The sequence below is a fragment of the Bradyrhizobium sp. CCBAU 51765 genome (genome assembly GCF_015291725.1).
GTDB classification, from domain to species: Bacteria; Pseudomonadota; Alphaproteobacteria; order Rhizobiales; family Xanthobacteraceae; genus Bradyrhizobium; species Bradyrhizobium liaoningense.
In genome coordinates this window covers 734,955-749,190 of record NZ_CP030038.1, presented here as the reverse complement: position 1 = coordinate 749,190, position 14,236 = coordinate 734,955, and the positions used below count along the sequence as shown (strand labels likewise).

Here is a 14,236-nt window from a genome sequence, read left to right as displayed (position 1 = left end):
GAAAATGCTGAACTTGATCCATTCCCGGGTGACCGGAGGTACGGAGCGCCTACTCGGCCAAATCCCGACGGGAATGCCGGCGTAAGAGGCGCAGGGCATAAATTGTGGCGGCACCCGCAACAATCAACGAGGCTATGGGATCGATGAAGCGGCCGACGGTCGAGTAGTTCTCACCGAGCCAGTAGCCTGCACAGGCCAAGAAGGTGACCCAGATTAACGTTCCCGCCATGGTATATGCAAGAAAAAGGGCGAACGGCATGGATAACAATCCGGCGGGAACGGAGATCAGAGTTCGCACAGTCGGCACGAGCCTGCCCAGCAGAATCGCCGAGCGGCCGTGCCGGCCAAACCATCTCACCGCGTGGTCGATGTCGGCAGCAGAGACGGCCAGAAGCCTTCCATACCGGCCCGCAAGTTCTCTGACACGTTGAAGTCCAAGACAGCGAGCTGCCAGATACCAGAAAGTCGTTCCCAGCGTTGATCCAAACGTGCCCGCGCAGATGACGGCAGCTAGGTTCAACCGGCCCTGGCTGGCGGCAAAGCCGGCAAACGTCATGATCAACTCGGAAGGGATGGGGGGAAAGACGTTCTCGAGTACCATAAGCGCGAAAATGCCGAGGTAGCCCGCCTCAGAGAGAAATGTAACGATCCAATCGCTCATCGGCCACTCGTTATGACGGAAAGCAGTCGCTCTTGCACGGGAGATCGGCAGCTTTCGAACCGCCCGCACCGCAGGAAACGCAATCGAAGTCGAGATACCCTCAGTCAGCTAAGTCAATCCGTTCTTGCGGCCCTTGATCGATATCAAGTATCGAGCCCGGCCTGAGTCATTTCATGATCGGACCGCCGCAAGGGCGCCAAGCCGGAGACGCTCACCCTTCGTTCCGCCTTCGAGGGCTTGCAATGACGTGTCGAGGTCAAGATCTTCAATTTTCGAGGGGAGGTAGTCGCGAAAGCTTCCAACGAACGATTCAGAACCCTCTAGGCGGGTGCGATGACTTTTCGGTCAGAGGTATGGCAGCAGCAGCCTAGTGGCCGCGTCGCGCAACTGTGTCCACCTGGGACGTGAGTGGAGTTCCTTCGGATCGAGTCTGCGGGCTTGAGATATTTTTAGGTGGATCACATCGTCGATCTAGCACTCCAGATCGAATTCGAAATTCAGTCTTAGACTGCGACTGGAGCTGCATGCCGGTTGGCGGCCGGAACGGCGATCGGCGCCGGATTAGATCACGCGCGCCAACCGAAGAGGAGAATCGCGCCAATCGGGAGGATGAAACCAAGCACTACTGCCGTGATCAACAGTGGGCCAAGCTCCGAGTACTCGCCACGCTGCACGACGAAGATGTGGTTGAGATCATGAAACTGGTTCCTTGACGCGAATCAAATTCTCCCGCGGGTAAGAACGGTCGGGCACGCCTAGCGATGCGCGATGTGGTACAGAAGGACTGGCGGCTCAAACGCCACGTACCTGCAACGCGCGCGATACAATCTGGCTTTCGCCATTTGGCCCGCACTCTGGCATACTTTAGCTCCCGTCATATGAGTCAGCCCGGCGGGACCAATCGAGGAAGAACGTTGAATGTCTGTCCAGTCTGTAGCAACGCGGGACGCGTCACGGCGCCTTGTTCGGTCACTCACGTTGACACACGCGGTATTGTATGGGCTCGGCGTCACCATCGGAGCCGGCATCTACGTTCTTATCGGTCTCGCTGCGGGGCGCAGCGGCTTGCATGCGCCGCTTGCCTTTATGGGGGCGGCACTCGTCATGGCTTTCAATGCGGCATCGTTTGCCGAATTAGGAACACGCATGCCGGTGAGCGCCAGCGAGGCGGCCTATGTCCAGGCCGCATTCGAGCTTGATTGGCTCAGTCTCGCTGTCGGACTTCTTGTGGTCATGACGGCAATCGTGTCGGCCGCGACCATCGGCGTTGGTAGCGCAGGCTATATTGCGGTGTTTCTACCCCTCCCCGCTCCGTGGATCATTTCCGGGGTAGTCCTTGCGATGGGTATCGTAGCGGGTCTCGCCACGGTCCAGTCGGTCACTTTCGCCGGGTTTATGACACTCATTAACGTGGGCGGCCTCGCCCTGATCATTATCGTCGGCCTCGGTCACGGGACCGACGTTGTCACCCGCCTTCCGGAGATTTGGCCTTCTGCCGGCGATGCGACGGCCTGGGCTGGAATAGCCAGAACAGCGCTCATCGCCGTCTTTGCCCTCCTCGGCTTCGAGCTTCTCGTCAACATTGCGGAAGAGCTGAAGGAGCCGAGTAGAACCCTGCCGCGCGCGTTGTTCCTGACGCTGGGCTTGACCGCGCTCATCCACGGACTGGTTGTGTGGATCGCGGTGACAGCGGTACCTCCGCAGGAGCTGGCCCGCTCTAAGGCACCGCTCGCGCTTGTCTTCGAACGGCTCACGGGCTTACCGCTCGTAACCATGAGCGCAATCGCTATTGTAGCGACGCTTAACGGTATCATCGTGCATATGATCATGATTGCCCGGGTGATCTATGGCCTGGCCGATCGGGGCGGCCTACCGAAGGCTCTTACACGGTTGAACCCGGTGACGCACACGCCTCTGTTGGCGACCGCGTTCGGGGTCGGCACCATTCTCGTGCTTGCGCTGACCGTTCCGCTCGCGGGCCTCGCCGATCTGACGGCGGGCCTCACGCTTGTGATTTTCGCGGTCGTGAACCTCGCGCTGATCCGGATCAAAGGTAGAAATGATGCCCCGCCATTGGGAACGTTCATTTGTCCGCGGTGGGTGCCGTTTGCAGGCCTGGTTTCCAGCGTCCTGCTTCTGGTGGTCGACCTGATCGTATGATGAACCGCTGACTCACGAAACCGGCCAATATTTTGGGGGCTTTGGATTTCAACCCGGCTGGCTTTCTTCCATCTTGCATGCCAATTAATGACATAGATCAATGCCCATCCGACCGGTTGGATGGAGAGTTCTCCTAAAAAGGAGGACGCTCATGCGTGTACTAGCGGTGACAGCGATATTGATGCTGTTCTCCGGCGTGCCTTCCTGTTTCGCCGGCGAGATGAAGAATGCTTCACATGTCAGGCTTGCTCAGACTGATCGATTGCAAGGGCCTGGCCCCGGCCAAACGAAGTCACCACATAAGAAACATCGAAAAGACGCTGAGATCCTTGACCGAATGCTGGACCAGAGGGATTGGGATCGCCGGAAGGTAGGTCGCGACTGGCGAATGCGGCGCAGCAACGAGGAGGCAGGCCATTAAGGCGATCGGCGAGAGCGGAACGTCTTTTACGGCCATGGGAGCCTTCAGACGGGAGTGCGTACCTGCGAGCCCCACAGCCGCACCAATCACCAGCTCGATTTCGCAAAGAAGATCACGCAACGCAGCAGACACAACAAAGATCACGCGGACCGGCGGCTGCTCGACCTGCAAAAGGAGATGGATGACGCCGAAGATAGTCTGACGCGGCCTTGCCGCTCCATTGAAGACGGTATCCTCGATCTGGACGAATGTCCTGCGGAAGCGGACCGCCATCTTGAAAGCCCAACGGGAGCGCGCGGAAGCGATCCGCACACGCCCCCGCCAGGTGCGGAACGGCCGGCGCTGTCAATTCGGAGAAGAAAGACGCGGTCGGGATTTGCCGATGGGCGAGGCTGAAGCAATGCTCGTCACCAAGGCGTCGTTCGCCGGGCGGTGCAATGCTGCTGGTGCTCAAACAAGCTGCCTGCGATAATTCTGATCGTCATCAAGCCGCAGTGACCGATGGCGCGGCTTTTGGCTGCAAGGGAGGTCATCCAAATGTCGTTCAGAAAACTTCTTGTTCCGCTGGCAGGCGTCGATAGCGATTCGGCTGCCATTGGCGCCGCTCTACTTCTCGGTCGCGAGTTCGAGGCTCGCATAGAGGCTCTCTACGCCAGGCCCGCACGTGATCAGGACTCCGTCGGTGGTGAGATTGAGCGTGCAGGTCTGACGAGAGCAAATCGCGTGCGTGCACTCTTTTTAAGCGGTTGCAAATCCTACGGAATCGATGAACTGGGGAGTAGAGCGGCCGGCAAGCTGTCGGCGAGTTTTCTGGAACTGCCGGGGATAGAGGCCGATCTCATTGCGGAACATGGCCGCCTCTCCGACCTGATCGTGTTTGCACGCCCTCATTCAACTGACCTCCCGTGGCCTAACATTTCGGTACAGAGCGCGCTTCGAGAGACGGCTCGGCCCGTTCTTCTGTTGCCAAGCACGGTCGCTCAAGTCGGCAAGCGCAGTGTAATTGCTTGGAACGGTTCATTAGAAGCCGTCCGGGCTATCACATTCGCGATCCCAATTCTTCTGCGAAGCGAGAGCACTCTCGTGGTTACAGTCGGAAGTCACGACATTCAACCGTCCGGCGAAAACGTTGTGGAGTACCTAAAATGTCATGGAATCGAGGCTGAGAGCATGACTGTTCCTCTCGAACGAGAGTCGGAAAGCTCAACTTTGCTTGCGGTTTCCTTCGCCTTCGGGGCGGATCTGATCGTTCTCGGTGCATATACTCGCTATCGTACTGGGCGCCCTGTATTTGGCTCAATGACGGCCGAAATGATCCAACAAACCAAGACCCCGGTATTCATGGCACACTAAAGCTGACCATTGCGTCCTCATGTGGGTATCCCAGAGAGCCAACTGATTTGAGGATGGTACTCGCCTGATCATCATGCGGGTGAAGACCTCTTTTTGATCTTAATCAATCTATGGCCGTTCAGAAGCGTCAAGATAAATTTGCTGGCTCCGCTGGGTTTTCTTGTCAGCCGGCAGGCTGGGAAGGTTGCATCCTGCTTACACTGCACGTGACGAAAGCGCCTGTTGGAGCATGTTAATGGCCAAGCCCACTTCAATCTATCTGACCCAAAACGACTGCGACCGATTGAGCGATCTGCTGGAAGCCTATGCAACCGGCTCGGGTGGACGACGCTTTGACGCCCTCGAAAACGAGTTGGCTCGGGCCATCGTTGTCCATGCGAGCAAGATACCGAAGGACGTCGTGACGATGAACTCCCGGGTCGTCTTCGAGGACGAGACGACAGGTGAACAACGCGAGGTTACACTGGTCTATCCTACACAGGCCGATATTGGCGCAGGCAAGATTTCGATCCTGGTTCCGGTCGGCAGTGCGCTGTTGGGACTGCGGGTCGGACAATCGATCGACTGGGAGTTGCCGAGCGGCCAGCGGCGTCGCTATCGCGTCATCGCGGTGCCGTACCAGCCGGAGGCTGCGGGCAAGCCCGGCTAAGTGGCAACAGCGCTCGTAGGTGCCGCAGACCGCCTGCAGCGTCGCGGCAAATCACCTGCGCTGCTCTGAATAGCTCTTGGCGACACGTGGTTACGTGTCATTGCTCGGCTAATGCGACAAGAACACCGGTATCTCGAGGTTGGCGCGATAGATATCGCGCGTGGCGCTGCCAAGCATGAGCTCCCGCTCGAATCCATGCGAAAAGCCGCCCATCACCAGCAAATCCGCGTCTGCCTGTCCCGCATAAGCAAGGAGTGCGGTGCCGACAGCGACTTTCTCACGGTTGATTCGATCGAAATCCGAGACAATGTCCCGTTGCAGAAGGTAACTGCACAATGCGTTTTCCGTGTTGGGTGCCAAGATCGTCTTGTCGTCGACTACCGACACGACCGTCACATTGCGCGCCTGCGCGAGAAGGGGCAGCGCGTCGTGTACTGCCCGCACGGCCGAACGCGAGGCATCCCATGCAATGACAATCCTCTTCCCCGCAAATTCGCCGGCATGCTGCGGCACGAGCACGAGTGGCCGGCCGCTCCCGAACAGTGCACCATCGACCAGGTCCTTGCGCGGAGGCTGGAGTGGCCCATACGAATCGATGATCAAGACGTCTCGCAGTTGCGCCGAACGGATCACGCGCTCGCGCAGCGAGGGAAATTCGCCGTCAGCTGCCACAGTCTCACACGGCACACCCGCAGCCTTAGCTGCGGACAGGACGACTCTTTCCGTTTGCTCCAACCGTTCCCTAGATGTTGGTCGCGCGCCACTTGCGCCGCCGGCCTGCATGATGTCTGGCTCAGGCGAAGGATCAGTGAATTCGATTTCTGCAATCAACGCGCACAAACGGGCATCAAAAGCGCTCGCCAGCCCGAGAGCGTAGCGCGCTCCGGCCGAGAGGTCGCCGCCAACCGTTGGTGCGAGCAGAGCAAGTAGATCCTTCATGGCAAGCAACTCCTATTGTTTAATGATGCCAGCCATCGATCGGCGCGTATTGACGTAGCGCAAATCTTCGGCTCTCATCGTTGCGGAAAGAGATGAAGGAACCGAGTCGCACTCCTACCCCGCGCTCCCTCGCTCCTCTGGCGGCTCCCATTAATTGCTCCGTGACGTGATGCCGCATATAAGTCTGCGCCAGATCAATCCTCCTCCGTGCGCGGAGGCTAGTCTCTGATTTTACTTCAGGGAGGCAGCGGATGCCCATAAAGGACATTCTTCTCACTTTGACGAGCTATCCCGAACCGACCCCGGTTTCGATTATTGGCGATGCCGTCGCGTTTGCCTCGTTGTTCGGCGCGCACATTGCGGCAATCGCCTGCGAAGCGCGTGTAGAAATTCCTGGGACCTTTCTCTCCAGTTCGCTTGTTGACGTCGCGGGAATCGCCGCCGCCGAGGCGCGTAAGAGCCTGAAGAACGCCGAGGATTTGCTCGCTTCATTTGAATCGGCGGCTGAGAAGGCAGGCCTGATTCATGAAAAGATCCTGGAGCGGTGTGTTACGTACAAAGTGTCCGACACGTTCGTGGAGTACGCACGCCTTCGCGATCTGACGATCGTCTCGGTGCCGGAATCTTACGATCAATGGTATGCAGAAGCTGTGATATTTGGATCGGGGAAGCCCACACTGGTCCTGCCGGAGCGACCCCGCACGAAGTCGTTCGAACTCAACACGGTCGTTGTCGCGTGGGATTTCAGCCGTACGGCTGCTCGGGCGATTGCCGATGCCATGTCGGTGCTGGAGAAGGCAAAGCGGGTGCGGGTTGTGACCGTGTTTAACGAAAAGGCTTTGGGAACTACACATTCGGCCGAGGAAGTCGCAAAAAATCTATCGCGACATGGCGTTGATGTGACGGTTGATAAAGTCGACGCGGCGGCACGGCCGATCGGGGAGGTTCTCGAAAGCCACGTGGCTTCATGCGGTGCCGACGTACTTGTGATGGGTGCGTACGGTCAATCCAGACTCCGGGAATTCATTCTTGGCGGCGCGACAAGAAGTTTATTGGCTAGGCCACCCCTTCCGATTCTGTTTTCCCACTGACCGTTGCTGAGGTGTGCGACGGTGCCGCCGAGGCATCCGACGACGGCTGGCTAAAGATCGAAGGGTTTTGGAGCGGTGTAGGGCTTCAGGTTGAGCTTCGCCGCGGCCAGACGTCGGTACAGATCCCTTTTCCGAACGAGCGGCAGCCAATCATACAGGAATATCTCGATAGGCCGCCAATTGGCGACCCAACCGAGAATTAGAAAGCTCTCCTCGACGAGGCGTCTGAACGGGCTCTCGATCAGATAACCGGCGGCCAGATGCGCCGCCACCAGACAGGCCACCAGGATTGATATTCCTATCCAAAGCGATCGACGGCCGATCCGGAACAGCTCCTTGATCTCGCTTTGGACAGCGGTGGCGCGATCAGAAAAATAGCGACGGAGCGCCTCGCTTAGTTCACCTGCCGCCCTGGTCTTTGCCTCGGCTTCAGGCAAGTGAACTACAATTCTTATGGCGCAGCCGGCTGGCAACTCGCGAGCCCAACCGACGATGAATTCTTCCGCTTCTCTATCCAGATCGCGTTCACGGAATGGGAACGGATCTAATGTGTGAAAGATCTGCGCGACATTCTCGATTCGCAGTTCAATCAACTCGCCATGCTTACCATCATCCATTAGATCATCGACAATTCCATCAATTCGCTGCCCTATTCTTTCGCGGATCGCGATCCTCTATCGTCTGCCGGTCTCGAAGAACCACCAGCGGTACAGTAATCGCACCACTGACGAGGAGAAGCCAGTCTTGCGGGACTTGCAGGAGAATGGCGGCACTGCCACCGATCAAGGACCAGACAAATGGAATGACAAAAAGCCAGCGTGGCACAGGGCGTACGGTCAGTAGAAGCAGCCCGAACGTAAAAATGGTCACCGGGCACGGCGTAACGCCAAACATCGGCATTTCGGGATAGGCATGCCCGATGGCTACCCCAATCATCGGATAGACAATCGCCGCGTAGGCCACGAACGACCCGCCGATCACTGTCGGCAGGTCCTGTCGTACGCCGAACCGCATCTGACCACGATACACGCCCGAGTAAAACAGATAGCAGCCCTGGAGAACGAAAAGCCCGGCAAAAATGTAGGCGGCCTTGTTGATCGAGGAGAACGAAAGCCCGTGATAGCCCACGCCGGTCCACAACCACATCATTGCCAGAATTCCAGCAATGACGCGGTCTCCCTCCCGAGTTTTGCGAAGGAGTAATGCAAGCGCGGCGCCGCCGAGCAGATAAGCGGCGATCTGGACCGGCCAGATGGAGTTGTTGTAGTCCACGAAGACCGAACGAAACTGCTCGGATGTGAAGGGCAGCATTGCCTCGCCTCCTATGCTCCAATTACTAGGCGGCTCGTCATGGGATGCTTTGACATCGCACAAAACTCTTGGGAAGGCGGGGGGGGGAGGCCGGACCGTCATCGCCGCAGATTCCCGGGTGCGTGCTCTGCGATCAACGTGAGACCGGGTCGGGGCATGTGGAAGCTCGTCCAGAGACGGGTCCAGCTCCGCAGGTCAGCTGTGTCTAGATGGCGAAAGCACCGGGATTCCACGATGCTTTGCCTTGCCTTCCGGCTCAACGTGAATCGTCACGACGGCGCCGTGTACGGCTTCACTCAGGGCATTCTCGATCCGGTCGCAAATCGCGTGCGAGGCGTCCACCGACATTGCGCCCGGCACGACGAGGTGCAGATCGATAAAGATCGCCCTGCCGGCGCTTCTCGTTCGCAAATCATGGGCCTCGATGGCACCTTCGGCATTCTCCGAAATTACCTTCTGAATCGTATTCCGTTGCCGAGGCGTTACCGCGGCATCCATCAACCCGCCTGTCGACTCCCGAATCAAGCCCCATCCTGACCATAGAATGTTCAGGGCAACTAGAATTGCCAAGGCTGGGTCGAGAACTGTCCAGCCCGTGATGGAGGCCAAGGCCACACCGAAGATTACGCCGCCGGATGAGATCACGTCGCTAAGCAGGTGCTTTCCGTCCGCTACGAGCGCTGGAGATCTTAGTTTTCGACCTCGCGATATCAGGATCCAGCACCAAACGGCATTCAAGGCGCTGGCCAAGCCGTTGAGCAATAGGCCTTCGAGAGGAGCCTGAATGGCACGCGGGGAAAGAAAGGTCCCATACGCCTCGTGCACAATGGCAATGGCCGCAACAATGATTAATGCACCTTCAAGGACCGCGGAGAAGTATTCGGCTTTGTGGTGACCGTAGGGATGGTTCTCGTCCGCCGGTCGCGCACCGTACCAAACCGCCATCAGCGCCGCGACCGCCGCCACGACGTTGATAATGCTTTCGACGGCATCGGAGTAAAGGGCAACACTACCCGTCCAGGCATAGGCAAGGTACTTCAATCCCAATACGATCACGCCAACTACTATGCTGCCGCTGGCAATTTGCAGGTTCTTGTCCATTTCCGTTCTCGCGAATGCGCAAGGCGCTTAGAAGCACGCAAACACCCGTCCAGTCCACCGCATGGTTTGCTTCTGACAATCAGTTGCAAATCAAGGTCACCCGCCGGGCCTGCCATTTGGCGTCGGGCGCTCCCCGTTGGAGTTCCGCCAATTGCGCGATTAATTCGACGACAAGGAGATTGATGCTGGATCCCAAGCCCGCGGCGGGTACCCCGCGCGTTCAAACGAACTCTTCCGCGCGCGGCTTGTCCTTCGCCCTTTGATCCTGATCAATGCGACGTTCGCGACCGCAAAATGATCAACATGAAACGCGCTGTCAGGTCGGCAAGGCCGGCGAGAGAACAGCCAATACGAGTAGCAGGATTGAGGCGTGTTGCGCGCTCCCTCCCCTTCGACGTGCAAACGCCTGCAGTTTGGGAATATTTTGATCCAGGAAGGGTTTTGTGTGCAAGCGCATTATGCCTTCCAGAAGCAGCGCTTGTGAGCCCAGGGGAGAAAACCAAGTGAAACGCATCGGATATGTCGTTGCCGCCGGACTGCTACTATCGCTGCCCGCCGCGGCGCATTCGCCGCAGCAGCCGCCGCACCAAGCCTACAGCGAAGGCGATCTCAAGCTCGAGAGCGGCGAGGTGATCAGGGATTTTTCGATCTCCTACGTCACGCACGGCCAACTCAACGACAAGAAGTCCAACGCTATTTTGATGGTTACGGCGATCTCGGGCAATCACCACCGGCTCGACTTCCTGATCGGCCCGGGAAAGGCGTTAGACACTGACAAATATTTCGTCGTCTGCACCGATGCGATCGCGAACGGTCTCTCGACCTCGCCGAGCAATTCGAAGGCGCAGCCGCGCATGCAATTCCCGAAATTCACCATCCGCGACATGGTGCAATCGCAGTACCGCCTGATGAAGGAGAAGCTCGGCATCGATCACGTCGTCGCCGTGGTCGGCCCCTCGATGGGTGGCATGCAAGTGCTGCAATGGGGCGTCAGCTATCCGGATTACATGGACGCGCTGGTAGCGATGGTGCCGCTGGCCAAGACGCCGGCCTGGACGGTCGCGGTGCTGGAGGCCTCGCGCAAGGCGATCATGAACGACGCCGCATGGAAGGACGGAAACTACGAAGCGCCGCCGGAAAAGGGCATCCGCCTGTGGCGCGACGTCCTCTCGCTGCTGTCGGCACGCACGCCGGACATGTATTCCGCGCAGTTCAAGAACGGCATGGACGTGCTGCCTTGGATGGAAAGCCAGGAGACCGCGCTGATCAAGGCGTTCGACGCCAACGACTGGATCTACCAGACCTGGGCCTATGAGCGCCACGACGTCGGCACCACGCCGGGCTTCAATGGCGACACCGCCAAAGCGCTCGCCTCGATCAAGGCGAAGACCTTGATCCTCACGGGAACGAAGGATCTGCTCAATCCCGAATTCGAGCCGATCGAAGCCGGCAAGAACATCGCGGGCGCCAAGGTGATGACGATCAGCCCGGGCAGCGTTACGGGGCATGCGGCAGCCGGCGGCGCGATTCCGGCGGATGTGGAGTTTCTCAACAGAGAAACTGGTGCATTTCTCGACAGCGCGAAGAAGAAAGATTAGACCGGCGCGCCGAACTTTCACCGAAAGGCGCGATCGAATGTGTCTCCATGTTCGATTGCCGACGGTAAACGCATGGAACCAGCGCGAAGCAACCGATGAACGAGCCGCGCATCTGGATGCAAAAATTGTATTCGAGGATCGACGCTCTCGATCCCGGACTAGAGCTATTCGTTCGCGAAAAGGATGGTGGAGTCAAAATACTAGGTTCAGCGACAATGCCGCGATCATGGTCGATGTTGAAGCGACGCGCGCTATCCGGACCCGTACCGCAACCCAAATTGCAACACGGATTGCGACATCAGTCAGAGGTACGGCAGCAGAAGTCGCGTGGCCGCGTCGCGCAATTGGCTCCATCGGGGCCGGGCGGCGAGTTCGTCCGGGCTGAGCTTGCGGCCTTCTGAAATTTTCTTCTCGATCAGAGCATCGACATTCGCGGTCACCGCGCTATCGTAACATTCCAGGTCGAACTCGAAATTGAGCCGTAAGCTCCGCGTGTCCCAGTTTGAACTTCCGATTAGGCACCATTGCCCGTCCACCGTCATGAGCTTGGCATGGTTGAAGGGTGATGGTGTGAAATAGACAGTGGCGAGCACATCCTTGAAAAAGCGGAGATGTGCCAGCATCGCCCAATCCATGAAGAAGTAGTCGCATCGCTGCGGAATCAGAATCTCGACGGAAACCCCGCGCAGACCTGCCTGTGCGATAGCGAACTGGAGACGCTGGTTGGGAAGAAAATAGGGTGTGACGATACGAACCCGATGTTGTGCCTGGATAAGGGCCGCGCCGAGGATCGTTTCCAGCTTGTACATATCAGCATCCGGTCCCGAATGGATGCCGCGGGCGGCGACCGATCCCACGGAGTCGATGGGGGGCCACCAGACATCCTGGTCCAGCACCTCATCCACCGTAAACGACCAGTCTCGCGCAAAGGTGTCCATGAGCTGCCGAGTGACCGGCCCCTCCACCCTGACCTGCACACCGTCGACATAGTCTTTTGTCGCACGTCGGCGTGAGTGGTCCGCGCCAATGTTCAATCCGCCGGTGAATCCCACCGTCCCGTCGACGATCAGGAGCTTCTTATGGTTACGCATATTGAGGAAAGGCATGCGCCAAGGCACCCAAGTATGGAGGAAACGGGCGGTGGGGATCCCGGCGGCTTCCAGATCGCGCAGCGGTGATGACCGAAAATAGCCGCTGCCGATTCCGTCGATTAGCACACGCACCTCGACGCCACGTTTCCGAGCATCGATCAGGGCGCTGACGAAGGAGCGCCCGACCGGATCATCGCGGAAGATATAAGAGCCGAGAGCGACGCTATGACGAGCACTGCGGATCGCGGCCAGCATCGACGGATATGCTTCATCGCCGCCCCGTAAGACCGAAACGGCATTGCCGGCGATCAGGGGGCTTCCGGTCACGCGCTGGGCAATGGCGGAAAGGGCTGCGATGTTCGCCGGCACCGGCGGCCACGCATCGGGGCCGGTAGCGCTTCCACGCTCGTGCTCGAGCTTCGCAAAGTGCAAGGCCCGGCGCGTTACGCGATTGATGCCAAAGACGAAATAGAGTGCCGCGCCGAAAACCGGAGCCAACCAAGCGACCGCAATCCACCCCAACGCAGCGCGGACGTCGCTCTTCGTCAGCAGCACGTGGACCGTGACTGTGCCCGCGAAGAGCACGTAGATCACTATGAGCAAAAACTGCATTGTCGGATGCCCGTTCGATGGCCACTCGGCGGTTTTCCAGCTCGGTGTGCCGGTTGCCCAACCCTCGCTAGAGATGGGCAACGCATAATATTCTAGCGCCGACCATGGCAGGTGTCGCGAATGCGGTTGGATTCTTTCGCCTCTGACGGTGTTGAATCGCTCGTCCGTCTCCCTAAATATCGGCCAGACTTTCCCAATTCGAGCGAGTCAATCTTAGCGTCATTGGGGTGTCGCGGCGTACCGCGATCTCGAGTGTCATCCGGGAGAATGGGATACTCGGGAACTGAAGAGCGCCAGCCGGGGGTAGAAACTTGAAAGTTATAAGCTGGAACTTGTTGCGTTTGACTGGTGCGCAGGTAGAGGATGTAGCCGCTCTCGTCAAACGACATCATCCCGACCTTCTCTTCTTGCAGGAAGCGACCGAGGAAATGGCGGATCTACCGGCTATGGTCGGCGGATATTTTTTTCGCGAACCGCTGGAGGGCCGTATTTACGGTTTGGCTGTGTGGAGCCCGCATCCATTGCTGCGGCCCTATGCGCTACGTCTGCCGGCTTCGCAGGTGCCCGGTCGCGTGCCACCTCGCGTCGCGCAAATCGTCCAGCTGGGTGACGTGACTTTCGCCAACGTGCATCTTTCGCACGGCCAGTTCCTGAACCGGTGGCAACTAATGCACATCTCGAATGCCCTCGACGGTCCGGCGGCCATTGTCGGCGATTACAACGCGGTCGGGCCGATCAAGCTTGCCGGCTTCAAGGATGTCGGACCGCGCCAATCCACACACAGTCCGAATGACATCATTTCCTTCCGCCTCGATCGCTGCATGGCGCGAGGTTTGCGCTGTTCCTATGCTCGGGTGCTGGCGCGCGGGGCTTCCGATCATCATCCGATCTCGCTCACGCTACATGCCTTGCCGGTCATTCAGGTCTCGGACGGACCCGTCACGGCACACGTTCGGCGTCGGATGCTGCGCGTGACTGTGGAGCGATGGCTTCGGGCAATGCGCGAAACACCCGCCCGCATTCGCGTGAGGCAGACTCTTTTGGAAGGGCTTGATCTGAAATTGCGGAAAGCGAAGCGTAGCAAAACGGCAGCGCCCCGATCCTCCGAGCAAGGACATCATGGAGCAGAAGCGCATCAAGGATCGCGCTCGATCGGCAATTCGATAACATACGTCTAGCGATCGCAAAGACTGAAAAGGACAATCTCCGGGCCGCGAACCGTCGTTCAGCGGGCCTCCCCAACACCTAT

General features: G+C 58.4%; 13 protein-coding genes. 6 read left to right on the top strand and 7 right to left on the bottom strand.

Annotated elements, in window-relative coordinates; translation table 11 throughout:
* Positions 1-49: 49 nt before the first annotated feature.
* Positions 50-661: a DedA family protein gene (locus tag XH96_RS03490; RefSeq protein WP_194391071.1), complete on the bottom strand. Its 612-nt coding sequence runs from the start codon at positions 659-661 to the stop codon at positions 50-52.
* A 978-nt stretch (positions 662-1,639) separates the two neighbouring features.
* Here XH96_RS03490 and XH96_RS03485 point away from each other — a divergent pair.
* A complete protein-coding gene (locus XH96_RS03485) occupies positions 1,640-2,821 on the top strand; it encodes an APC family permease (protein WP_246789932.1) in 1,182 nt (393 codons plus the stop codon).
* A gap of 292 nt (positions 2,822-3,113) precedes the next feature.
* Here XH96_RS03485 and XH96_RS03480 read toward each other — a convergent pair whose 3' ends face one another.
* Entirely contained in the window at positions 3,114-3,515 is a 402-nt protein-coding gene (locus tag XH96_RS03480) for a hypothetical protein (protein ID WP_194391069.1), read from the bottom strand.
* Between the two features lie 228 nt (positions 3,516-3,743).
* Here XH96_RS03480 and XH96_RS03475 point away from each other — a divergent pair, with 228 nt between their 5' ends.
* Positions 3,744-4,595 carry a universal stress protein gene (locus XH96_RS03475; RefSeq protein ID WP_210337850.1) on the top strand — a complete coding sequence of 284 codons (852 nt, stop codon included), beginning with the start codon at positions 3,744-3,746 and terminating at the stop codon, positions 4,593-4,595.
* Between the two features lie 235 nt (positions 4,596-4,830).
* Entirely contained in the window at positions 4,831-5,244 is a 414-nt protein-coding gene (rnk, locus tag XH96_RS03470; protein WP_194391067.1) for a nucleoside diphosphate kinase regulator, read from the top strand.
* A gap of 108 nt (positions 5,245-5,352) precedes the next feature.
* Here the strand turns inward: rnk and XH96_RS03465 are convergent, their stop codons facing one another.
* A complete protein-coding gene (locus XH96_RS03465) occupies positions 5,353-6,183 on the bottom strand; it encodes a universal stress protein (protein ID WP_194391066.1) in 831 nt (276 codons plus the stop codon).
* 251 nt (positions 6,184-6,434) lie between these two features.
* On the opposite strand from XH96_RS03465, the gene XH96_RS03460 reads away from it, so the two are divergent.
* Positions 6,435-7,274 carry a universal stress protein gene (locus XH96_RS03460; RefSeq protein WP_194391065.1) on the top strand — a complete coding sequence of 280 codons (840 nt, stop codon included), beginning with the start codon at positions 6,435-6,437 and terminating at the stop codon, positions 7,272-7,274.
* A gap of 50 nt (positions 7,275-7,324) precedes the next feature.
* Here XH96_RS03460 and XH96_RS03455 read toward each other — a convergent pair whose 3' ends face one another.
* The 3 genes from XH96_RS03455 to XH96_RS03445 all read right to left on the bottom strand — a co-directional run bounded on the left by XH96_RS03455 (position 7,325) and on the right by XH96_RS03445 (position 9,686).
* The gene (locus XH96_RS03455; RefSeq protein ID WP_194391064.1) at positions 7,325-7,891 is read right to left on the bottom strand and encodes a hypothetical protein; all 567 of its coding nucleotides are present in this window, start codon (positions 7,889-7,891) and stop codon (positions 7,325-7,327) included.
* A 19-nt stretch (positions 7,892-7,910) separates the two neighbouring features.
* Positions 7,911-8,585 carry a DUF6064 family protein gene (locus XH96_RS03450; RefSeq protein ID WP_194391063.1) on the bottom strand — a complete coding sequence of 225 codons (675 nt, stop codon included), beginning with the start codon at positions 8,583-8,585 and terminating at the stop codon, positions 7,911-7,913.
* A 195-nt stretch (positions 8,586-8,780) separates the two neighbouring features.
* Entirely contained in the window at positions 8,781-9,686 is a 906-nt protein-coding gene (locus XH96_RS03445) for a cation diffusion facilitator family transporter (RefSeq protein WP_194391062.1), read from the bottom strand.
* A 503-nt stretch (positions 9,687-10,189) separates the two neighbouring features.
* Here XH96_RS03445 and XH96_RS03440 point away from each other — a divergent pair.
* Complete coding sequence (locus tag XH96_RS03440) at positions 10,190-11,284, top strand: alpha/beta fold hydrolase (RefSeq protein ID WP_246789930.1); 1,095 nt, start codon at positions 10,190-10,192, stop codon at positions 11,282-11,284.
* 302 nt (positions 11,285-11,586) lie between these two features.
* Here XH96_RS03440 and XH96_RS03435 read toward each other — a convergent pair whose 3' ends face one another.
* On the bottom strand, positions 11,587-12,987 hold the full coding sequence (locus tag XH96_RS03435) for a phospholipase D-like domain-containing protein (protein WP_194391060.1): 1,401 nt from the start codon (positions 12,985-12,987) through the stop codon (positions 11,587-11,589).
* A gap of 311 nt (positions 12,988-13,298) precedes the next feature.
* Between XH96_RS03435 and XH96_RS03430 the strand changes: the two genes are divergently transcribed.
* Entirely contained in the window at positions 13,299-14,165 is an 867-nt protein-coding gene (locus XH96_RS03430; protein WP_194391059.1) for an endonuclease/exonuclease/phosphatase family protein, read from the top strand.
* The last annotated feature ends 71 nt before the right edge of the window (positions 14,166-14,236 follow it).